Below are 21,936 nucleotides of genomic sequence, written 5' to 3'. Positions count from 1 at the left end.
GGCTCACGGTAGCGGCCTTGTCCTTGCCGGCGTTCTTGTCGGCGAACTGGGCGCTGGCTTGCAGGCCGACCCGGTCACTTCCGATCACGCCTTGCAGGGCGCCGGTCGTGACGCTGGCGGCCGTGCTGCCGTCGTAGACCTTGCCGGCCACGGTGGCGGCGTCGGCCGTGATCGTCTTGGCCGCAATGTCGGCTTTGGCGGCTTGCGTGCTGCTGGCCAGCAGGTAGTTGCCTGCATCGGCACCGCTCAGGACCAGGCTCACGGTGGCGGCCTTGTCCTTGCCGGCGTTCTTGTCGGCGAACTGGGCGCTGGCTTGCAGACCCACTTGGTCGCCGCCGATCAGGCCTTGCAGGGCGCCGGCCGTGACGCTGGCGGCGGTGCTGCCGTCGTAGACCTTGCCGGCCACGGTGGACGCGCCGGCCGTGATCGTCTTGGCCGTGATGTCGGCTTGTGCCGCTTGTGTGCTGCTGGCCAGCTGGTAGTTGCCGGCATCGCTGCCGCTCAAGGCCAGAGCGATGGTGGCGGCCTTGTCCTTGCCGGCGTTCTTGTCGGCAAACTGGGCGTTTGCTTGCAGGCCGACTTGGTCGCCGTCGATCAGGCCTTGCAGGGCTCCGGCCGTGACGCTGGCGGCCGTGCTGCCGTCGTAGACCTTGCTGGCCACGCTGGAGGCGCCGGCGGAGATCGTCTTGGCCGTGATCGTCGCCTGGGCGCTGGCCCGGTCGCTGCTCAGCAGATAGTTGCCGGCATCGGCGCCGCCGAGCGCCAGGCCGCTGATGGCCACGGCCTTGTTGCGGCCCGCGTTCTTGTCGGCAAAAGCGGCGCTGCCGCTGAGGCTCAGGGCATCGCCTGCCACCATGCCGCTGAGGCTGGAGGCCAGCAGCTCGGCGCGGCTGTTGCCGTCGTAGACCTTGTCGGCCACTTGCAGGCCGCTGGCGTCGATGCGGCGCGGGGTGATGACGCCGATGTCGGCGCTCAGCGCCTGGCTGCGGTAGCCGTAGACCGCCACGCTGCCGGCATGAGCGCTGGCCGTGATGTTCATGTGGCTGACCGAAACGGTTTTGCTATTGCCCACGTTTTTGCTGTCGTACACGGCTTGTGTGCTGCCCAGGCTCACGCTGTCGCCGTCGATGGCGCCCGTGGTGATCTGCAGCTGGTTGGCGTTCAGCGTAGCGGTGGTGTTGCCGTCGTAGACCTTGCTGACCGTGCCGCTGAGCTGGGCTTGCAGCTCCGGCGCCACGCGGTAGAGCATGCCATTGCCCTGGCCCAGCACGGTGCTGGCGCTGCTGGCGTCGTACTGCTTGAAGGCTGGCGTCAGGCCGCCGCGCACGTCTTGGCGCGGGTCGGTCGAGTAGATGCGCCAGGCGCCGTCGCTGGCCTGGACCGCGCTGCTGCCTGCGTTGTTGATGAAGTGGCGGCCAGCTTCCAGCAGCAAGGGCAGGGCAACCTTCGCGCTGTTGCTGGCGACCACCGCCTGGTTCAGCACCAGATCGCTGCTGGCGCCGCTGCTGCGTAGGTCCACGCTGCCGCTGGCGCGCACGCCGCTCAGGCCGTCGGCACTGCCCACGGTCAAGCGGCGGCTGCTCTTGAAGGCCAGGTCGCCCACATCGGCGGCGATTTCGTCCACTTGATGGGCACTGCTGCCCGGCTGGAGCTGCACGCTGCCGCTGCTGCGCAAAGCCAGCTTGGGGGCCGTCAACACGCCGAGGCCCGAGATGCCCACACCGGCCTGATCGTTCAGTGACAAGGTGTTGGCGGCCGTGACGGCTGTGTCCAGCTGCAGGCCGCCCTGGGCCGCGCTCAGGTGCAGGCTGCCGCTGCTGGTGCTGAGGGCGCCGTCCACCGTCAGGCGCTGGGCCTGGATGTCGACCTTGTTCTGCACCGCGGCGCTGAAGGCATGGGCCAGCACGGTGTCGTCGCCGGCCAGCAGGCGCAGGGTGTCCACGCCGGCCAGCTTGGCAATCGAGGCCGCGCTCAGCTGCCCGCCCGTGCCGCCGATGTGCACCGCGCTTTGCGCGCCGCTGACGCTGAATTCCAGCGTGCTTCGGCTCTGGCCGCTGAGTGCGGCGCTCTCGGCATCGAAGCCGCTGGCCGACTGCAGCTGCAGGGTGGCGCTGCTGTTGTTGAGCGCCAGCGGGGCGTTCAGGCCCAGGCGGCCCTGGGCCTGCAGCTGCACCGTCGGGCTGCTGCCGGCCTTGACCGTCAGGCCGTTCAAGCCGTCAACCGAACCGAGGCTCCAGCCTGCATGGCCCAGCTGCTGCACCTCGGTGTTGCCGCCGACGTCCAGCGCCAGGGTGCTGAAGTCGAAGCGGCTGTCGGTCAGGGTGGCGCCGGCGCCTGCGCTCACGGCAACGCGGCTGGCCGACACACCGCCGTTGACGCCGATCACGCGCTGCCCGCTCTTCAGGTGCACGGTGCTGGCCAGGGTGCTGATGTCGTTGTCAAAGACCAGATTGCCGCCATCGCTGCGCCCCACCTCCAGTGTGGCCGCGCTGATCTGGCCCAGGGTGGCGTTGTTCAGGCCGGTGCCCAGATGCAGCTCGTTGGCAGCCGTCATCTGGCGCAGGGTGACCTTGCCGTTGCCCGCGTTGGCGGTGACCGTCTGGCTGATGTTGATGGTGTCGCCGGTCAGCGTGATGCCGCCGCTGGTGTTGCTCAGGGTGCCGGCGCTGATATCCACCGTCTTGTTGACCATCTCGAACGAGCCGCTGGCGCTGAAGCTGAAGTTGCCCGGAACGCTGATGGTGCCGGTGCCGTCTTCGCGGCCGATGGTCAGGTTCTTGACGCCGGGCAGCTTGTTCAGCGTGGCCGGCGAGGCGAAGCCATTGGCATCGCCCAAGACCATATTGGTGGCCTTGTCGTAGGGCTCCAGGCGCAGCGAGGCGGTGCTCAGGTTCTGCAGCGTGGCATTGCCCCAGTCGATGGCGCCGGCGCGCAAAGTCAGCACGCCTGTGCCGGTGTCGAGGTTGACGTTCACATTGCCGAAGCGAATGGCGCCATCCGTGTCGATGCTGGCGCCGCCCTTGAAGGTGAAGGCGGTGTTGACGTCGATGTCGCCGGTGGCATGGATCTGTCCGGCCAGCACTTTGGGGCCGTTGGGCGGTGTGCGTCCGTTGGCTGCATAGGCCGCGTTCTCGTTGTCCAGGAACAAGCGGCCGTTGCCCAAGTTCATATCTGAACTTAGGGTGATGCCTTCATTGCCGGAGGCAACGTAGAGATGGCCGCCCCCCGTGTTGACCGGCGCGTTCAATGTGAAGGAGCCCCCCGTCGCAGCATCCGAGTCGGCCCAGAGCCGCACATATCCACCATGTGTGGTGATCGAGCCTCCCACCGTGAGGCCATCCGCGCCAAACAAGGTGATGGACGCATCCGCGGGTGTGCCGTTGCCGACGCTGTTCACGGCGTGCGCGGGCAAGCTGCCAACATTGGTGCCGGTTCCATGCGCGATCAAGTTCGGCGCGTTGATGATTTCGCCCGAGTTCCTGCCGCCGGCCACCATCATGATGCTGCCGCGGCCAAAGACTTCGATGGTGTTGTCTTTGTTGGCGAAACTGATGCTGCCGCTGGTTCCACCTGTTTCCACACGCAGGTTCACATCCGGCTGCATGCTGATCTTGCCGTCACCCCCGTTGAGCGTGAGGTCGCTGAAGCTGATGTTGCCGCTGGCCTGCAGCAGCACATTGGCGCTTTGGGCTTCCAGGTCCTTCTCGAACACCTCGCTGCCGCTGATGTCGCCACTGCCCGCGCCGCCCTTGACGGTGAGGGTGGCCGGGTCCAGCAACAGATCCCCCGTCCGCCCCTTTGCCGCCCGCGCATCGGTGCGGCCGCTGTAGGCCAGCTCCTGCTTGCCCGAAACTTCGGCGCGACCGCCGTTGCCGCCCTCGGCGCCACCGCGCACGTCGATGCGACCGGCGAATTCGGTGCGGCCATCGGACCAGAACACCACCTCGCCGCCGTCACCGCGCTGACCGGCGTTCTGTCCGGCATTGGCCCGCGCCTGCACGCCCGCTTCGACCTTCAGGCTTTGGGCGTTCGGGTGTTGGGCGTCCTGGCCTTGCCAGCCGCCGCCGACATGGATCTGGCCGCCGCCGCTGGCGCCGCTGGCGTCCAGCTGCGTGCCGTCGCGCAGGCTCAGCTGCGCGCCCTTCACGTCAATGCGGCCACCGCGGCTGGCCTCGCTGTGTGCGTCGAGCGTGCCGCTCAGGCTCACCTCGCCATTCGCACCGCCGTCCAGCAGGATGCGGCCGCCTTGCTGGCTCAGGCTGCTGGCTTCGATCAGGCCGCTGCTGTTGACCACGCTGGCGCGCAGGGCGCCCGCGGCTTGGGCGCTCAGCTGCACCAGGCCGCCGGCGGCGTGGATCTCGCCGCTGTGGCCGATCTGGGCTTGCAGCGCCGCGCGCTCGACCGAGAGGCTGAGCAGGCCGTCGCCGTTCAGGTCCAGGCTGACTTGTTCAGCGGCGCCGAGCAGGCTGCTGCCGCCGGGCGTGTGGATCTGGCCGCTGTTGTCCACCTGCGGCGCGATCAGTGCGACCACGCCGCCTGCGGCCTTGCTGCTCAGACGGCCGCTGTTCTCGACCTGGCCGGCCGTGCTGCTGCCCTTGAAGTGGGCGCGGCCGGCCAGAAAGTCGGCATCCGAAATGTTCAGCGAGCTGGCCACCAGGCCGCCCACATCGACCTGCGCCGTGCGGCCGAAGACCACGCCGTTCGGGTTGACCAGCCAGACCTGGCCGTTGGACTGCAGGCTGCCGAAGATGGCGCTGGCCTCGCCGCCGGTGACGCGGTTGAGCGCGATGCTTTGGCTGCCCGGTTGCTCGAAGCGCACTTGCGCGTCGCGACCGATATTGAACTGGCTCCAGTTCATGATCAGCTTGTCGCTGGCTTGCTGCACGTGCAGCTGACCCGGCTGCTTCTGCAGCAGCTGGGCCTGGCCGGCGACCACGCTGCCGCCACTGGGCAGGGCCAGGGCCGGTGGCGCCTGGGCCGCCGGGGCTTGCGCCTGCGCGCCGCTGGCCAGGACGGTCGAGAGCAGCAGGGCGCCGGAGGCGCGCTTGCCGCGGCCGGCCGTGTGTTCGGCCACGGCGACAAAGGCCTGGCTCAGCTCACTCCAGACCAGGCGGTAGCTGTGGTTCAGGGACGAGGATTTCTTGGTTTTCATGGCGTGTGTGAATTCAGGGTTCGGGCCGCCAGGCGGCGGCGCACAAGGTGAGGCGGAAAGACGGCGCGGCTCAGAAGTTCAGGCTGGCCTGCAGCCACAGGCGCGAGCGGGCGCTGCGGCCCTCAGAATCGCGGCCGTTTTGCAGGCCCTCGTTGCTGCCGATGGCGCGTGACCAGGCGGCACGCAGCTGCCATTCGCCGCCGTAGAGGTTCAGGCCCAGGCCGGCGCCGGCCAGCTTGTAGCCATTGCTCTGGCCGGCGGGCAGGGCGCCGGCCCAGGGCTGGGCATGCCGCTGGATGCGGCCGCCGTCGACAAAGGCCAGGCCCTGGGCACGCAGGCGCTCGCCGATGCGGAAGTCGTGGCGCAGTTCGGCGCTGCCCAGCCAGCCGGCGTCGCCGCTGGCCTCGCCGATGGCATAGGCGCGCACGCCGCTGGGACCGCCCAGCATGAATTTCTCCGAGGAGTCGAGGTTGCGGCCGGCAAGCTGGGCACTCAGGCTGGCATAGACCGACCAACTGCCGGCGGCATCCAGGGTCTGCAGCCGCGCCAGCCGGGCTGTGGCCTTGCTGAAGCTGCCCTGGGTGCGGGCGCTCAGGGCGTCCACGCCCTGGTCGGCGGCATTGCCGCTCAGGTCCACGCGGCCGACGCTGGCATTGATCTGCCATTCGGTCGCGCCGCCCTGGCCCAGCTCGTCCCAGCGCGAGCCGTTGATCTGGGCTTGCAGGCGATCGACCCGGCGCTGGCGCAGATTGCCGTTGGCGCTGTCGTCCTGCAGGCGCTTGCTTTCCGCATCGAGCTGGGCCCAGGCGCTGCTCATGCGGCTGCGCTGCAACGGGAAGCTCAGGCCGGCGCCCAGGCTGCGTGCCGTGCCGCGCAGGTCCAGGGCCGTCATCTCTTCGCCGACGCGGTAGCGCAGGGCCGAGGCCCCCAGGTTCAGGCGCAGGCCTTGCGGCGTCAGCGGCAGGGCGTAGCTCAGGGCGGCCGAGCGGTTGCCCTCGGTGGCGCTCAGCGACAGGCCCAGCAGATCGCCGCGCTGGGCCGGGTTGGCCCAAGCCAGCTGCGCGGCGGCGCGAGCCTGGCCGGTGTAGCGGTTGCTGAAGTTGTCGAGGCTGGCCTGGCCGCGCAGGGCCGGCTGGCCCTCGGCGCGCACCACCAGGCGGCTGCTGCCGAGCTGCTCGCCTTTTTCAAGGCTGGAGCGGGCCACCACGCCGGCCAGGTCGTTCATCAGCAGCAGGGCGCGTTCCAGATCATCGCCGCGCACCGGGCCTTCGGGCAGGGCGGCATCGGCCACGGCGCGCAGCTGCGCGTCGGGCAGGGCGCTGCGGTTGTGCAGCTGGATGCGGCCGGCGCCGCGCTCCAGCTGGCCGGCCAGCACGGCGATCTCCAGCTCGCCTTCGCTCAGGTCCTGGCGCGGCAGGTAGGCGCGAGCCAGGCTGTAGCCCTTGGCCTGCAGTTGGGCGCTGACGCGCGCGGCCAGGGCTTGCAGCTGGGCATGGTTGAGGCGCTGGCCGCGGGCATCGGCCACCCAGGACTGCAGCTCTTCGGGCGTGGCCAGGCCTTCGGCGGCGCTGAATCGGATGCGCTGGATCAGCACCTTGAAGCCCTCGCCGGCGCTGTCGGTCGCGGCGCGCGCGGCCTCGTCATTGCGCGGCTGCAGCGGGCGGGTCTGGCGCGCTTTGTTGAGCTGCTGCTGTTCGTTGAGCAACTGCCCGGCGTCGGGCGGGTTGTTGGCGGCCAGGGCGGCCTGGGTCAACAGCAGGCCGCTCAGGGCCAGGCTGAGCGTGCTCGGTGAAAACTTGAACGGGGTCGGGTGAGTGGAAGAAGAAGAAGGCTGCATGCGCTGCTTTGCTGTGCGTGTGGGTTGCGGATGCACGCTTTATCGGAGCGCTGAAGGCGCCCGGGTTTTGCCAAAAAGCCGCGCGCTTTTGCAGAAGCGGATCAAGACCCCTGGTGCCCGTTTTATGCCGGCATTGCCTGTGCGCTCTGCGATACAAACGTGGCGTGGAGCCCCGCACTGCAGGGGCGCAAGCGCAGGGGGCAGACCGCACAATGCGCGCCTATGTTTTCTGCGCCTGCTGTGTCAACGTCACTTTTCACCAAGCCGGCCAGCCCACGCCAGCCGGCGCAGGCCCCCGCCGCTGATGCCGCCCATGTGCTGCTGATCGACGATGTGCCCGAGGAGCTGCGCTGGCTGACCCAGCTGCTGCGCCCGCTCTACCGCCTGAGCCTGGCAGACAGCGCCCAGCAAGGCCTGCAGCGCGCCCAGATGCTGCGGCCCGATGTGATCCTGCTCGATGTGGGCCTGCCCGATCTCGATGGCCACGCCCTGTGCCGCCTGCTCAAGGCCGACCCGCTGACGGCCGAGATCCCCGTGCTCTTTCTGAGCGCGCACAACGCGCCCGAGCAGCGCGTGCGCGGCCTGCAGTCCGGCGCGGTCGATTTCATCAGCAAGCCTTTTTATCCCGAGGAGGTGCTGGCCCGGCTGCAAGTGCATTTGCAGCTGGCGCTGCAACGCCAGCCTGCGCCGGCCGCCCCGCCCGATGCCGCCGCGCGCCACCCCGAGCAGCCGCTGCTGGAGGTGGCCATGCGCTACATCCGCGAGCACCTGGCCGGTTTGCAAGGCGTGGGCGATGTGGCCCAGCAGGTGGGCCTGAGCGAGAAGCGCCTGCTGGCCTTGTTCCGCGAGCATCTGGGCTTGACGGTGTCGGGCTTCATCGCCGAAGAGCGCGTGCGCACCGGCCAACGCCTGCTGGCCGAGACCTTGATGAGCGTGCAGGACATTGCCTTTGCCGTGGGCTTCAACAACCCGGGCAATTTCGCCACCGCCTTCCGCGAGCGCCATGGCCTGAGCCCGCAGGCCTATCGCCAGGGCTTGCGCGAGGCGCCCGCACTGGCACTTGCGACTGATTCACCGACCGCCACGCCGCAGCCGGGTCACGCGCCTTGATGCGCCTGCTGAGGCGGCTGTGCTGGCTCGCGCCGGCCTTGACCTTTGCCTTGACCTTGGCCTTTGCCCTGCTCGGCAGTGCGCGGGCGCAGGCCCTGCCGGGTTGTGTGGCGGCGGACGGCCGCCGGCTGGACGCCGCCGCGCTGACGCCCCATCTGCGCGTGCTCGAGGACCGCGGCGCGCAGCAGAGCTGGGCGCAGGTCCAGGGGCAACCCGAGGCCGCCTGGCGGCCGGCCACGCCGGCCACCCTGACGCCCGGCTACAGCGCCTCGGCCTTCTGGCTGCGTTGGTGTGTGCAAGGGACGGCCACACCGCAGACGCTGTGGCTGCAGCTGCGCCCGGCGCGGCTGGAGCAGGTGCAGCTCTTTGCCCGGCAGCGCCTGGCCGATGGCCGTTGGGTGGATCTGCCGCCCCAGCGCGCCGGTACCGACCAGGCCTTTGATCAGCGCACACTGCCGCTGCGAGACAGTGCCTTTGCCCTGACCCTGGGCACCCAGCCGCAGGAGCTGTGGCTGCGTGCGGCCAGCCGCAGCGCCCTGGCCATGGAGCTGAGCCTGCACCCCCCGGCCGAACTGCTGCGCGAGGAGCAGGCCAGGCTCTGGGCCGACGGGCTGATCGCCGGCCTGAGCCTTTTGCTGATGCTGGTCAGCGCCATGCTGGCCCTGGCCTGGCGTGAGCGCACCTACGGCTACATCGCCCTCTATCTGATGGCCGTGTTCTTTTACGAGAGCGGCATGCGCGGCAGCGCCTTCATGCTGTTCTGGCCGCAGGCGACGGATTGGGCCGTGCGGGCGCTGGCCAGCTTTGGCGTGCTTGCGCATCTCAGCGAGGTGGCTGCCTTGATGCGCTTGCTGGACACGGCGCGCCGCCAGCCGCGTTGGCACCGCCTGATGCTGGGCGTGGCGGCCCTGGATGCCCTGGCCCTGCTGGTCTGTGTGTTCGGGGACTACCGCCTGGGCACCCAGCTGGCCGGCGTCTGCAATTTCACGCAGGGCTGCCTGATGATGGTGGCCTGCTTGCGCGCGGTGGGCCAGAACCTGCCCCTGGCACGCGCCTGGACCCTGGCCCTGGCCTGCCAGTTCCTGGGCATGATGCCGCGCATCCTGAGCCTGCTGGGCTGGCAGGCGCATTCCGTGCTCGCCGATTACGGCCCGCCTTTGGTGGGCCTGCTCGGCGTCTTGATCGTCCTGCTGGCCATGGTGGCGCGCATGCGCCAGCAGCGCCTGCAGCATGAGCAGGCGCTGGAGACCGCGGTGCAGCAGCGCACCGCCGAGCTGGCGGCGGCCAGTGCGCTGGCCCAGGCCAGCGATGCGGCCAAGGGGCGTTTGCTCGGCTACCTCGGCCATGATCTGCGCGCGCCCCTGGCTTCGGTGGTGCAGCTCACCCGGCAACTGCAGCCCGACCGTGGTTTCGAGGCCGACCGCCGCGCCATCGAGCACAGCAGCCAGCTGCTGCTGGAGATGATCGATGAGCTGCAGCGCTTTGCCCGCGCCCCCGAGGCCAGTGCCGCGCCCGAGTTGCTGCCGGCGCCGGTCTACATCCACGGCCTGCTGCGCGAGCTGGACCAGCAGGCCCAGGCCCTGGTGCGCAGCGGCGGCAACCGCCTGCGTTTGCAGATCGATGCCAGCCTGCCGCCCGTGCTGGCCGTCGATGCCCGGCGTTTGCGCCAGGCTTTGTTCAATCTGCTGTCCAACGCCGCCAAGTTCACGCGTGAGGGCTGCATCGATCTGCGTGCCGCCTACCGTGAGGGCCAGTTGCTGCTGAGCGTGATCGACCAAGGCCCCGGCATTGCCGAGGCCGACCAGGCCCTGGTCTTCGAGCCTTTTGTGCGCGCCCAGGGCAGCCAGGGCCTGCCAGGTTTGGGCCTGGGTTTGAGCATCGTGCGCCAGACCGTGCAGGCCATGGGCGGGCGCATCGAGCTGCACAGCCGCCTGGGGGCGGGCTGCCGTTTCGAGCTGGCGTTACCGCTGGCCCCGGCCCAAGAGTCCCAGGTCGCCTGGCCGCCGTTGCGAGAGCTGGGCATGTTGGGCTTGATGGGCGAGGAGGCCGGCGGGCCGGCGCGCTGGGCCCTGGTGCTGGACGCCTGCGCGGCGGCGCGCGAAGCTCTGGTCGAGCGCCTGGGCCTGGCCGGTTATGACTGCTTGCAGGCGGCCGATCTGATGCAGGCGCAGCGCGTGTTGATGGGCCTGCCGGCCGGCGCCGTGCTGGAGCTGCTGCTGGTGGAGCCGCTGAGCTTGGGCTCGGCCGGCCGCTCGGGGCTGGCGGTCGCGCAGGCCCTGGCGCCGCAGGCCCGGCTGCTCTGCTGCAGCGCCCGGCCCGAGGCCGGCGATGCGCTCTACAAGCCGGCGCCCGAAGCCCTGTGGTGGGCCGCCCTGCGCCCGGCCGCCAGCTGAAGCCTGGCCCGCGGGCGGCGCCGTTTCAGGGCGCCTTGGCTTGGATCTTGTCGTGGATCTCGCGCACCGCCATCAGGGCGGCCGAGCCGTAGAACTTGTGGAACTCGGCCACCATCTCGCCCTGGATCAGCACCGGGTCGCTGGCAGCCAGGGCGCGCGCTTCCTCGAGATCGCCGGTGGCAAAGACGAACAGCCCGCGCCAGCCGTCAACCCCGTCCAGCGGCCCGGCCACCGCCAGCTTGCCCTCGGCCGCCAGCCGGCTCATATTGGCGAAATGGCCTTTGAACATGGCGTCTCGCTCCGGGCCCGCCGCCATCTTCTTGGGCCCGGTCTTGAGGATCACCAGCACATAAGGCCGCATGCCGCGCTCGTCGGCGCCGAGGCTGCGGGCCAGGGCGGGGTCGTAGCGCGGCGCAGTCACGGCTGCAGTTTCTTGTGCGCAGGCCGGGTGCAGGGGCAGCCAGGGCAGTGCGCCTGCGCAGGCCAGAGTGAGCCAGAAACGGCCCGAATTCAGAGTGTTGAACATGGGGTCTCCAGTTCTGGGGGAGTCGGGTGGAGCGTCTCATCATGCCAAAGCGGGATGTCCCTGAGCATTCTTCTCGGTCGAACATGCACAATGCCGGCCAGAAAAATTCGCAGGGCGGGCGATCCGATCGCCCTGTGCTCAACACGACGAGGGAGCGAGCGATGCCATTTCTGGGTTTGGGTTTGCATGTGTTGCTGGCGCTGCTGTGTGGCATTCACGCCATCCGCAATGGCCAGCCGCTGTACTGGCTGATCATTCTGTTCAGCTTCCCGCTGCTCGGCAGCGTGGTGTACTTCGTGGCGATCTACCTGCCGCAGTCACGTGTGCAACGCACGGCGGGCAAGGTGATGGCCTCGGCCGTCAAGGTGCTGGACCCCTCGCGCGAAGTGCGTGAGGCGCGCTTGGCCCTTGAGGACACGCCCACGGCACAAAACCAAATGCGTCTGGCTGCAGCCCTGCTGGCGATGGGTGAGGCGGAGGAGGCCGCGCAGCGCTATCAAGCCTGTTTGCAAGGCCCGTTTGCCAGTGACCCCGACATTCGATTGGGCGCCGCCCAAGCCTGGGTGGCTTGCGAGCGCTACCAGGAGGCCTTGCCACAGCTCACCGTCCTGCGTCAGGAACGGCCGGAGTTTCGTGTCGAAGCCGTGGCCTTGCTGACGGCCCGCAGCCTGGCTGGTACCGGTCGAGCGGCCGAAGCCCGCGCGGAGCTGGAAGCCGCAGTGGCTCGGTTCGACACCTACGAAAGCCGTGCCGAATTGGCCATCTGGGCATATGGTGCAGGTGATCAGGCCCTGGCTGCGCGCTTGAGTGCCGAGCTGGACAAGCTGGCTTCGCGCAGCCATGCCCTGGCGCGCGAGCACCGCGAAGCCGTCAATCGTCGCTTGCAGGCCGCTCGCAAATCGGCGGGTGCCACTCGTGAGTGAGGACGTGACCCTACGCGAGACACGCAGCCCTTTGGCCACCGTCCAAGCCCAGCTGGACGCCTACAACGCCCGCGATATGGAGCGGCTCTTGGCCACCTACGCGCCCGATGCCGAGCAGTTTCAGCTGCATGGCGAGCGCCTGGCCCAGGGGCATGCCGAGCTGCGCGCCCGTTTTCAGCTGCGCTTTGCCGAGCCCGATCTGCATGCGCAGCTGGTCTCTCGCACGGTGATGGGGGCCATGGTGGTGGACAGCGAGCTGATCACCCGCAACCTGCCGGAAGGGCTGGCCCAGGTGGAGCTGCTTTGTATCTACGAGGTGCGCGCGGGCCTGATCCGCAAGGCCTCGTTCCACACCGGCGCGACGCGGCGGCTGCTGCCGCCGTCGGCTTGAGCCGACGCGTCCTCAAGCGGCGTCGAGGATGGGGCGCAGCAGATCGTCCCAATGCTCAAGGTCGTCGAGGCTGATTTGCAGCCAGTCGAGCGCGGCGGCGTGGTGGGCGCTCCAGTCGGCGTCTTCGCTCAGGCCTTCATGCTGGCGCATCAGATGCTCGGCCACCAGACCGGCGGCGACCAGGGTGTGGACTTCGGGCTCGATGCCGCCATGACCCAGGGACTGCAGGTCGTGGTGCAGTCGGATGCCCGCCATCAGCTCGGGCGCCATATTCCAGGCGCGCGCCAGCAGGGCGCCGGCCACGGCGTGGTCGGTGCGGTGGTTGGCGTTCTCGGTAGCGATGAAGCTGCGGTCGATGCGGGCCGCAGCTTCGACCATGGTGCTGCCGTAGCCCCGCAGGCTTTGCAGCAGCACGGGGATGCCGATGTGGCAGAACAGACCGTAGGTGTGGGCCAGGTCGGGCGAGAGCCCGGGCAGCTGGCGGGCAATGAAAGCGCAGGCCAGGGCACGCTTGGTCGAGCGTTCCCAGAAACGTGCCAGATGCGGGCTGTTGACCGGGATCGCGTTCCTCAGCAGAAAGGCCGTCATCACGGCGGCTGTTTCTTCCAGGCCGATGCGCGTCATGGCCTGGCCGACCGTGGTGCAGGGCAAGCCGTCGGACAGGTGCAAGGGGCTGTTGGCGATGCGCAGCAAGGTGGCCGACATGGCCACATCGCTGGCGGCGATGCGGGCAATCTCGTTGAGATCGGGTTCGGCGTGGGCCATGGCCTGTTGCAGGCGGGCCAGTTGCTCGGGGCAGGGCGGGATGATGATTTGTTTGAGCACACCGCTGGCGCGGGACTTGTCAATTTCTTGGCGGATTGAAGCAGTGCTCATGAACTGGGGGTGGATTTGGCGCCTGTGGCGGCGCTGGGAGGCTTGTGCAAGCGGTACAGTGGTCTGAATTATCGCCACAGGCCGGCCCGCCCGAACCCTTCTTCGCCCTCTCGAGGCGCCCTGACGCATGCAATTTTGCGTATGCAGCCCCACTGTCGATCGGTCTGGCATCTTGCCCGCCCCAGATGCGGCCCCCAGGCCTGGGGCGGGGCTGCCTGCCGGCCTGGGTCGCAGGGGCTGGAGCTGGCTGGCGGGAGGGTTGCTGGGTCTGGCCTTGATCGGTGCCCAGGCGCTCTGGCCCGACTTGGCCCAGGCGCTGGATCGCAACAAGATCATGGAGAGCGCGGCCCGCTTCGGCCCGCGCACGGCCGGCGAGGCCGAGCAGCTCTTGCAGATGATCGACCGCGCCACCGCGACGGAGGAATTGCCGCGCTTGAGCCTGGTCAACAGCTTCGTCAACAAGCACCTGAACTTTCGCGACGACAGCGAGGTCTGGGGCAAGATCGATTACTGGGCCACACCGCTGGAAAGCCTGGACAAGGGCCGCGGCGATTGCGAGGACTACGCCATCGCCAAGTATTTCAGCCTGCTCCATGCCGGCACGCCGGTGGCCAAGCTGCGCATGGTCTATGTGCGGGCCCAGCTGGGCGGGCGCTCTTTGGCGCACATGGTGCTGGCCTACTATGCCGAGCCGGGCGCCGAGCCGCTGATTCTGGACAACCTGGTGCCCGAGGTCCGGCCCGCGTCGCAGCGGCCCGATCTGCAGCCGGTCTTCAGCTTCAATGGCGAGGGCCTGTGGCAGGGCGTGGGTGCCACCTCGGCCGGTGACCCGCTGGCGCGCTTGTCGCTGTGGCGCGATTTGCTCAGCAAGGCGCGGGCCGAAGGCTTTTGAGATGAAGACGACGATGATGTTGACCCCGCCCATTCATGGCCCATTCGCCCGACCGTCCCGGAGGAGCCTCTCATGTCATTGATGCGTCAAGTCTGGCTGCTGGTGCTGGGCGTGGTGCTCGCTTCGCTGCTGGGCGCGGCGGCGGTCAGCACCATGTCGACGCGCCAGCTCTTGCAGACCCAGCTGCAGATCAAGAACAGCGACAACGCTGCCGCTTTGGCCCTGGCCTTGTCCCAGCAGCGTGGCGATGCGGAGCTGATGCAGCTCCTGATTTCCGCCCAGTTTGACACCGGCTATTACGAGAGCGTGGTCTGGCGCCACGCCGATGGCAAGCTGGCCTTCGAGCGCCGCGCGCCGGCCCGGGCCAGTCAGGCCCCGGCCTGGTTTGTGGCCCTGAGCCCGATCACGGTGCAGCCCGGCGTGGCCCAGCTGTCCAATGGCTGGAACGCCATCGGCTCGGTCGAGGTGCGCAGCCACAGTGCCTATGCCTATGACGAACTCTGGCGCAGCGTCACCCGCATGAGCGCCTTGCTGCTGGGCCTGGGTGCGCTGGCCAGCCTGGGCGCCTACCTGGCCCTGCACCGCATCCGCCGGCCGCTGGACAACGCCGTGGCCCAGGCGCGTGGTTTGATGGAAGGCCAGTTTGCGCAGATGGAGCTGCCCCATGTGCCCGAGCTGCAGCGCCTGACCGAAGCGATGAACGCCATGGTGGCGCGGGTCAAGCTGATGTTCGAGGCCCAGGGCGAGCAGCTCCAGGCCTTGCGCCTGCAGGCCCATTGCGATGGCCTGACCGGCATGAGCACGCGCAAGCATTTCCTGGCCGAGCTGGAATCGGCCCTGACACGCGACGAAGGCCCGGCCCGCGGCGGCCTGGTGCTGCTGCGCCTGCGTGATCTGGCCCTGCTCAACCAGCGCCTGGGTCGGCCCGCGGTCGACCAGGCGCTGCTGACCCTGTCGCGCGCGGTCAAGGCCTACCCCGACCGGGTGCGCGGCTGCCTGGCAGGCCGCCTCAACGGCTCCGACTTTGCGCTCTGGCTGCCCGCGCCCGATGTGGCGGCCGAGACGGCACAGGCCCTGGCCGACGCGCTGCGTCTCAGCCTGCCGGCCTTCGGGCCGGGCATCCAGGTCTCGCTCGGTGCGGTGGACCTGCCGCGTGAGTCGGCCTTGGGGCAGTGGTTTGCTGAAGCCGACAAGGTCTTGGCGCGCGCCGAGACCCAAGCGGGTTTTGTGGTCGAGTTCCACCGCGGCGCGGCGTCCGGCGAGGCCGGCAAGTCCAGCAGCAGCGCCGGTGCGCAGGGCGAGCAGGCCTGGCGTGCCCAGATTCTTGACGCGCTGAAAGAGCGCCGCGCTCGCCTGAGCCAGTTCCCGCTGCTGGACCGCGACGGCCGACTGCTGCATCTGGAATGCCCGCTGCAGCTGCAGATGGAGGCCGATGGCCCCTTTGAACCGGCGACGCGCTGGCTGCCGCTGGCGGTGCGCAGCCGCCTGACGGCCGAGGTGGACCTGCTGGCGGTCAGCCTGGCCCTGGAGGCCATCAACCGCGATGGCCAGGCACGTTGCGTCAATATCGCGCCGGCCAGCCTGCTCGATGGCAGTTTTGTCGCCCGGGTGCGCGAGCAGGTCTTCCAGGCGCCGCAGGCGGCGCGCAAGCTGGGCCTGGAGCTGGCCGAGACCGCCGCCGTCCAGCACTTCGATCTCCTGCTGGAAATGGGGCGGCAGCTGCGCCCGCTGGGCGTCAAGCTGGGCCTGGAACATGCAGGCGCCGGCCTGGCCCAGGTCGACCGGCTGTACCAGGCCGGGCTCGATTACGTGAAGCTGGACGCCTCGGTCGTCAGCGGGGTGTCGGGCGATGCGGCGCGCGCCGCGTTTGTGCGCGGCATGCTGGTGATGCTGCGCAGCCTGGCGCTCAAGGTCTATGCCGAAGGCCTGCGGGACGGCATGGACGTGCAGGCCCTGTGGGACTGCGAGGTGGACGGCGTGACCGGACCCTGGGCCACGGCGCAGGGCGGCAAATCCTGAACGGCTGCCGCAGGGGCGGCGCAGTCGTGGCTCAGTCGCTGCTCAGTAGCTGATGTCGCCGCAGTGCAGGGGAAAGCCCTGGCCGGCCCGCCAGTCGGCGAAGAAATGGCGCAAGGTGTCGCGCACCGTGTGGAAGGCGATCTCGTCCCAGGGCAGCTCGTGCTCGTGGAAGAGCCGGGCTTCCAGCGTCTCTGGGCCGAGGTTGAAGGAGGTGGAGAGCAGGCGGGCGCGGTAGAACAGGTGGATCTGCCCGGCCTTGACCACATTCATCAGGCCGTAGAGGGGGCCCAGCTCGATCTGCGCGCCGGCTTCTTCATCGGTCTCGCGCAGGGCGCCTTGCTCGGTGGTTTCGCCCAGCTCCAGAAAACCCGCCGGCAGCGTCCATTTGCCCAGGCGCGGCTCGATCGCGCGGCGGCACAGCAGCACTTGCACGCCGCCCCCGGCGCCCTCCCAGATGGGCAGGGTGCCGACCACATTGATCGGGTTTTCGTAGTGGATGCTGGCGCAGCTCGGGCAGGTGGCGCGCTCCCGGTTGTCGTCGGCGGGCACCTGGTAGCGCACTTCGGCACCGCAGCTGGGGCAAAACTTGAAACGTCGGGAGAGCCACATGCGGATCAGTTTATCTGTTTGCCCATGGCATCATCGGCGCCATGGAACTCTTCAACTACTTCCGCTCCTCGGCCTCGTATCGCGTGCGCATCGCGCTGGCGCTCAAAGGCCTGGATTACGACTACCGCGCCGTGCACCTGGCCAAGAACGAGCAGTTCGACCCGGCCTATGCCAGCGCCTCCATGTCCAAGCTGGTGCCCTTGCTGCGTGACGGCGATGCGCTGGTCAGCCAGTCCATGGCCATCATCGAGTACCTCGATGAAACCCACCCCGAGCCGCCGCTGCTGCCGGCCGATGCCCTGGGCCGCGCCCAGGTGCGCGCGCTGGCGCAGGACATCGCCTGCGAGATCCACCCGCTGAACAATCTGCGCGTGCTGCGCTATCTGGGCAAGGACCTGGGCCTGGACGAAGACACCAAGAACCGCTGGTACCGCCACTGGGTCGAGGGCGGTCTGGAGGTGGTGGAGCAGCGGCTCAAGGCGCACGCCGGCCAGTTCTGCCATGGCGACACGCCGGGCCTGGCCGATTGCGTGCTGGTGCCGCAGATCTTCAATGCCAAGCGCTTCGACTGCCGCCTCGACCATGTGCCCGAGGTGATGCGCGTGTTCGGCAATTGCATGGCCCTGGATGCCTTCGCCAAGACCCAACCCTCGGCCTGCCCCGATGCCGAGTGACTTGAAGCCGGCGGCGCTGCACCCGGACTGGCTGCAGCCGGATTGGCAGCTGCCGCCCTCCTGGCCCCCGGTTCGCGCTTTCATGACCACGCGCGCCGGTGGCCTCAGCCAGGGCAGCCATGCCAGCATGAATGTGGGCAGCGCGGTCGGCGATGAGCCCGCCGTGGTTCAGGCCAATCGGGCCCTGGTGGCCCAGGCCCTGGGTGCCCGGCCGGTGTTCCTGAAACAGGTGCATGGCGCCGATGTGCTGCGCCTGAGTGCCGATCATGTCGAGGGCGTGGAGCCGCCGGTGTCCGATGCCAGTGTTTCCCGCACGCCCGGGCTGGCCTGCGCCATCCAGGTGGCCGATTGCCTGCCGGTGCTGTTTGCGGCGCCGGGTGCGGTGGGTGGCGCCCATGCCGGCTGGCGTGGCCTGGCCGCCGGGGTGCTGGAGCACACCGTGGCTGAAGTCTGCGCCGCCGCCGGCTGCGCGCCGGCCGAGCTGCACGCCTGGCTGGGCCCTTGCATCGGGCCGCAGCAGTTCGAGGTGGCGGCCGAGGTGCTGGCGGCGTTTGGCGCCAGCCCGCAAGCGCCCGGCGAGGCCTTCGTCTACCGGCCGAATGCGGCCGGCGAGGCGCGCTGGCTGGCCGATCTGCCGGCGCTGGCGCGGCAGCGCTTGCGTGCAGCCGGAGTGCGGGCCCTCAGCGGCGGGCGCTGGTGCACGCTCAGCGAGCCATCAAGGTTCTTTTCCTACCGGCATGACGCCCGGGCTGGCCGCATGGTGGCGGTCGTCAGCCTGCTCTGAGGCGGGGGCGGCGGTGCGCGCCAGCGGGTCCAGCGGCATGGCCTCGGTGGGCTCTTGCGGGAAATCGATCTGGGCCTGCATTTGCTCCTGCTTTTTTCGCGCGGCCTTGCGGGCTGGCGAGCCCAGCACGTACAGCACAATCGAGATCGGCAGCAGGCCGTACAGAACAAAGGTGATGACAGCACCCAGGATGCTGCCCTGGCTGCTGGTGGCTTCGGCCAAGGCCATCATCAAAGCGACATAGCCCCAGGCAATTGCGATCAGATACATGAAATGTCATGGCAAGGTAAGCGGGCGAGCGTACAACATCGTGTGCGCTTTCTCACGCCTCGCGCCCATGTGTCTTTGCACGTTGTGGGTTTGAGGCGGCCTGTGAACCCTGTTCCGATACCTGTTCCCCGTGTTCCGCTTGCGAGCGTCAGAGGAGATTCATGACAAGGAAGAACCCGGCCACACCGGCCAGCCCCGCCCCAAAATCCGCAGTGAAGAGGGCTGCAGTGAAGCGTGCTGCCGTGAAGAAGGCCGCCCAGCCCGCCGCGGCCGTGAAAGCGGTCGCCGCCAAGAAAAAGGCCGCTGCCGCCGCACGACCGGCGCCGACCTCTGCGCCTGCTTCCGCTCCAGCTTCTTCGCCAGCATCCGCTCCTGCCGCTTCCGCTGCCCCGGCCGCCGACTTTGGTGCCGGCCTCGGCGAGATGTGGTCCACGCTGGCCGGCCTGCAGATCCCGCCTCAGGCCTTGAGCGAGCTGCAGAGCAATTACCTCAAGCAGGCGACCGAGCTGTGGAACTCTTCCCTGCCGGCCCTGGGTGCCGGCATGGGCGCCATGTTTGGCGCCGCCGGCGGTGAAGCCGCCCCGGAGGCGCCGGCCAAGCCCAAGTCCCTGGGCGATCGGCGCTTTGCCAGCGAGGCCTGGACGGCCAATCCGGCCTCCAGCTTTCTGGCCCAGCTCTACCTGCTCAATGCCCGCACCCTGCAGCAAATGGCGGACAAGCTCGAAGGCGAGGCCAAGACGCGCGAGCGCATCCGCTTTGCCGTGCAGCAGTTTGTCGACGCCGCGGCACCCAGCAACTACCTGGCCCTGAACCCCGAGGCGCAAAAGCTGGCGCTGGAGACCCAGGGTGAGAGCATTGCCAAGGGCATGCAGCTGCTCTGGGCCGACATCCAGCGCGGCCATCTCTCGCAAACCGATGAGAGCGCCTTCGAGGTGGGCCGCAATGTCGCCACCAGCGAAGGCGCGGTGGTGTTCGAGAACGACTTCTTCCAGCTGATCGAGTACAAGCCGCTGACCGCCACCGTGCACGAGCGGCCTTTCCTGCTGGTGCCGCCCTGCATCAACAAGTACTACATCCTCGATCTGCAGCCCGAGAACTCCCTGATCCGCTACGCGGTGGAGCAGGGCCACCGGGTCTTTGTGCTGAGCTGGCGCAACCCCGATGCCTCCTGCGCCGCCTGGACCTGGGACGAAGTGATCGAAAACGCGCCGATCAAGGCCATCGAGGTGGTGCAGGACATCACCGGCGCCGATCAGATCGACACCCTGGGCTTCTGTGTCGGCGGCACCATCCTGGCCACGGCCTTGGCCGTGCTGGCAGCACGCGGCCAACAGCCGGCCTCCAGCCTGACCCTGCTGACCACGCTGATCGATTTCTCCAGCAATGGCGTGCTCGATATCTTCATCGACGAGGCCATGGTCAAGATGCGCGAGATGAGCCTGGGTGACAAGAGCATGGGCAACCCCAAGGGCCCAGCCTTGCTCAAGGGCCAGGAACTGGCCGCCACCTTCAGCTTCCTGCGCCCCAATGATCTGGTCTGGAACTATGTGGTGGGCAACTACCTCAAGGGCGAGGCGCCGCCGGCCTTTGACCTGCTGTACTGGAACGGCGACTCCACCAATATGGCCGGCCCCATGTACTGCTGGTACCTGCGCCACACCTATTTGCAGAACGAGCTGAAGGTCCCGGGCCGATTGACCGTCTGTGGCGAGAAGCTGGACCTGGGCCTGATCGAGGCGCCGGTCTACATCTACGGCTCGCGCGAGGACCACATCGTGCCCTGGGATGCCGCTTACCGCAGCACTCAGGTGTTCAAGGGGCCCAAGCGCTTTGTGCTGGGCGCTTCGGGCCATATTGCCGGGGTCATCAACCCGCCGGCCAAGGGCAAGCGCAGCCATTGGCTGGGCAAGACGGCGGCCTTGCCGACCGAGTCGGCCCAGTGGTTCGAGACTGCGGTGGAGCACCCGGGCAGCTGGTGGACCGATTGGGCCGCCTGGCTGGCCGGGCATGCCGGCCGGATGGTGGCGGCACCCAAGGGCCCGGGCAACCGGCGCTACCCGGTGATCGAGCCGGCGCCCGGGCGTTACGTCAAACAGAAAGCCTGAACTCAAACAGGACCGTGTGCCTCCGGCGCCGGTCCTGTTTTTTTATCCCGGATGCGGAGTGAGCGATTGCCTGCATCTTGAAACCTAGTTGAAACCCTGATCTGCTAACCTGTTATCTGTTGGTGCTTGATTCGCGGGCGCTGGCCAGAGGCAGTCTCACCCTGGAGTTGGAAAATGACCGATATCGTGATCGTGGCGGCGGCCCGTACCGCCATTGGCAAGTTTGGCGGCAGCCTGTCCAAGACCGCAGCGCCGGAGTTGGGCGCGGTGGTGGTGAAGGAGTTGCTGCGCCGCAGCGGCCTGGAGGGCGGCCAGATCGGTGAGGTGATTCTGGGCCAGGTGCTGACCGCCGGCTCGGGCCAGAACCCGGCCCGCCAGACCGTCATCAAGGCCGGCCTGCCGAACAGCGTGCCGGCCATGACCATCAACAAGGTCTGCGGCTCCGGCCTCAAGGCCGTGATGCTGGCGGCCCAGGCCATCCGTGACGGCGACAGCGAGATCGTCATCGCCGGCGGTCAGGAGAATATGAGCCTGTCCCCGCATGTGCTGCCCGGTTCGCGCGACGGCCAGCGCATGGGCGACTGGAAGCTGGTGGACACCATGATCGTGGACGGCCTCTGGGACGTCTACAACCAGTACCACATGGGCATCACCGCAGAGAACGTGGCCAAGCAGTACGGCATCAACCGCGAAGCGCAGGACGCGCTGGCCCTGGCCTCGCAGCAAAAGGCGGCCGCCGCACAGGATGCCGGCCGCTTCAAGGATGAAATCGCTGCGGTCACCATTCCGCAGAAGAAGGGCGACGCCATCGTCTTCGAGGCTGACGAGTTCATCAACCGCAAGAGCACCGCCGAAGCCCTGGCCGGCCTGCGCCCCGCCTTCGACAAGGCTGGCAGCGTGACCGCTGGCAATGCCTCGGGCCTGAACGACGGCGCCGCCGGCCTAGTGCTGATGAGCGCGGCCAAGGCCGCGGCCCTGGGCCTGACGCCGCTGGCGCGCATTGCGTCCTACGCCAGCGCCGGTCTGGACCCGTCCATCATGGGCATGGGCCCGGTGCCCGCCGCCCGCAAGGCCCTGGAGCGCGCCGGCTGGAAGGCCCAGGATCTGGACCTGCTGGAAATCAACGAAGCCTTTGCCGCGCAAGCCTGCGCCGTGCATCAGGAAATGGGCTGGGACTTGAGCCGCGTGAACGTCAACGGCGGCGCCATCGCCCTGGGCCACCCGATCGGCGCCTCGGGCGCGCGCGTCCTGGTCACCCTGCTGCACGAGATGCAGCGCCGGGATGCCAAGAAAGGCATCGCCTCGCTGTGCATCGGTGGCGGCATGGGCGTGGCGTTGACGGTCGAGCGTTGATCGTTCCCCCGGCAAACCCCAC

17 protein-coding genes are annotated in these 21,936 nt (G+C 68.7%); 10 read left to right on the top strand and 7 right to left on the bottom strand.

From position 1 onward, the window contains the following. Window positions 1-5,152: YDG domain-containing protein (locus tag AC1Q6P_RS17910; RefSeq protein WP_492665330.1), on the bottom strand; the 5,152-nt coding region annotated here is incomplete at its 3' end. 70 nt (window positions 5,153-5,222) lie between these two features. Continuing rightward, entirely contained in the window at window positions 5,223-6,989 is a 1,767-nt protein-coding gene (locus AC1Q6P_RS17905) for a ShlB/FhaC/HecB family hemolysin secretion/activation protein (protein ID WP_492665329.1), read from the bottom strand. Window positions 6,990-7,229: 240 nt separating this feature from the next. On the opposite strand from AC1Q6P_RS17905, the gene AC1Q6P_RS17900 reads away from it, so the two are divergent. Both AC1Q6P_RS17900 and AC1Q6P_RS17895 read left to right on the top strand, forming a co-directional pair. Beyond that, complete coding sequence (locus tag AC1Q6P_RS17900; protein WP_492665328.1) at window positions 7,230-8,099, top strand: response regulator; 870 nt, start codon at window positions 7,230-7,232, stop codon at window positions 8,097-8,099. Between the two features lie 38 nt (window positions 8,100-8,137). Continuing rightward, window positions 8,138-10,492 carry a sensor histidine kinase gene (locus tag AC1Q6P_RS17895; protein ID WP_492665327.1) on the top strand — a complete coding sequence of 785 codons (2,355 nt, stop codon included), beginning with the start codon at window positions 8,138-8,140 and terminating at the stop codon, window positions 10,490-10,492. Between the two features lie 25 nt (window positions 10,493-10,517). On the opposite strand, the gene AC1Q6P_RS17890 is transcribed toward AC1Q6P_RS17895, so the two are convergent. Further along, complete coding sequence (locus AC1Q6P_RS17890) at window positions 10,518-11,018, bottom strand: YciI family protein (protein WP_492665326.1); 501 nt, start codon at window positions 11,016-11,018, stop codon at window positions 10,518-10,520. A gap of 161 nt (window positions 11,019-11,179) precedes the next feature. Between AC1Q6P_RS17890 and AC1Q6P_RS17885 the strand changes: the two genes are divergently transcribed. Beyond that, window positions 11,180-11,941, top strand: a complete 762-nt coding sequence (locus AC1Q6P_RS17885) for a hypothetical protein (RefSeq protein WP_492665325.1) — start codon at window positions 11,180-11,182, stop codon at window positions 11,939-11,941. After that, window positions 11,934-12,332 carry a nuclear transport factor 2 family protein gene (locus AC1Q6P_RS17880; protein WP_492665324.1) on the top strand — a complete coding sequence of 133 codons (399 nt, stop codon included), beginning with the start codon at window positions 11,934-11,936 and terminating at the stop codon, window positions 12,330-12,332. The genes AC1Q6P_RS17885 and AC1Q6P_RS17880 overlap by 8 nt, the downstream gene beginning before the upstream one ends. A gap of 12 nt (window positions 12,333-12,344) precedes the next feature. Here the strand turns inward: AC1Q6P_RS17880 and AC1Q6P_RS17875 are convergent, their stop codons facing one another. Beyond that, window positions 12,345-13,208, bottom strand: a complete 864-nt coding sequence (locus AC1Q6P_RS17875) for an HDOD domain-containing protein (protein ID WP_102766406.1) — start codon at window positions 13,206-13,208, stop codon at window positions 12,345-12,347. Between the two features lie 172 nt (window positions 13,209-13,380). Between AC1Q6P_RS17875 and AC1Q6P_RS17870 the strand changes: the two genes are divergently transcribed. Further along, on the top strand, window positions 13,381-14,100 hold the full coding sequence (locus AC1Q6P_RS17870; RefSeq protein WP_492665323.1) for a transglutaminase-like cysteine peptidase: 720 nt from the start codon (window positions 13,381-13,383) through the stop codon (window positions 14,098-14,100). Window positions 14,101-14,172: 72 nt separating this feature from the next. Beyond that, entirely contained in the window at window positions 14,173-16,119 is a 1,947-nt protein-coding gene (locus tag AC1Q6P_RS17865; protein ID WP_492665322.1) for a bifunctional diguanylate cyclase/phosphodiesterase, read from the top strand. A gap of 42 nt (window positions 16,120-16,161) precedes the next feature. Here the strand turns inward: AC1Q6P_RS17865 and AC1Q6P_RS17860 are convergent, their stop codons facing one another. Next, window positions 16,162-16,728: an NUDIX hydrolase gene (locus AC1Q6P_RS17860; RefSeq protein ID WP_492665321.1), complete on the bottom strand. Its 567-nt coding sequence runs from the start codon at window positions 16,726-16,728 to the stop codon at window positions 16,162-16,164. A gap of 41 nt (window positions 16,729-16,769) precedes the next feature. Here AC1Q6P_RS17860 and maiA point away from each other — a divergent pair, with 41 nt between their 5' ends. Beyond that, the gene (gene maiA, locus AC1Q6P_RS17855) at window positions 16,770-17,402 is read left to right on the top strand and encodes a maleylacetoacetate isomerase (protein WP_102766409.1); all 633 of its coding nucleotides are present in this window, start codon (window positions 16,770-16,772) and stop codon (window positions 17,400-17,402) included. Further along, on the top strand, window positions 17,392-18,186 hold the full coding sequence (gene pgeF, locus AC1Q6P_RS17850; protein WP_492665320.1) for a peptidoglycan editing factor PgeF: 795 nt from the start codon (window positions 17,392-17,394) through the stop codon (window positions 18,184-18,186). Before maiA ends, pgeF begins: the two co-directional genes overlap by 11 nt. Here the strand turns inward: pgeF and AC1Q6P_RS17845 are convergent. Together AC1Q6P_RS17845 and AC1Q6P_RS17840 are read right to left on the bottom strand one after the other, a co-directional pair. Then, window positions 18,118-18,456 (bottom strand): hypothetical protein, encoded by a 339-nt coding sequence (locus AC1Q6P_RS17845; RefSeq protein WP_102766410.1) that lies wholly within the window; start codon window positions 18,454-18,456, stop codon window positions 18,118-18,120. The genes pgeF and AC1Q6P_RS17845 overlap by 69 nt on opposite strands. Before the next feature lie 148 nt (window positions 18,457-18,604). Further along, the gene (locus AC1Q6P_RS17840) at window positions 18,605-18,889 is read right to left on the bottom strand and encodes a hypothetical protein (protein WP_492665319.1); all 285 of its coding nucleotides are present in this window, start codon (window positions 18,887-18,889) and stop codon (window positions 18,605-18,607) included. Here AC1Q6P_RS17840 and phaC point away from each other — a divergent pair. Both phaC and AC1Q6P_RS17830 read left to right on the top strand, forming a co-directional pair. Continuing rightward, the gene (gene phaC, locus AC1Q6P_RS17835; protein ID WP_492665318.1) at window positions 18,879-20,561 is read left to right on the top strand and encodes a class I poly(R)-hydroxyalkanoic acid synthase; all 1,683 of its coding nucleotides are present in this window, start codon (window positions 18,879-18,881) and stop codon (window positions 20,559-20,561) included. The genes AC1Q6P_RS17840 and phaC overlap by 11 nt on opposite strands. Before the next feature lie 174 nt (window positions 20,562-20,735). After that, on the top strand, window positions 20,736-21,914 hold the full coding sequence (locus tag AC1Q6P_RS17830) for an acetyl-CoA C-acetyltransferase (protein WP_492665317.1): 1,179 nt from the start codon (window positions 20,736-20,738) through the stop codon (window positions 21,912-21,914). The last annotated feature ends 22 nt before the right edge of the window (window positions 21,915-21,936 follow it).

The sequence above is a fragment of the Roseateles sp. GW835-FHT13E02 genome, from assembly GCF_058794035.1.
The sequence above is the reverse complement of the archived record's forward strand: the minus strand, read 5'-3'. Positions and strand labels throughout refer to the sequence as shown.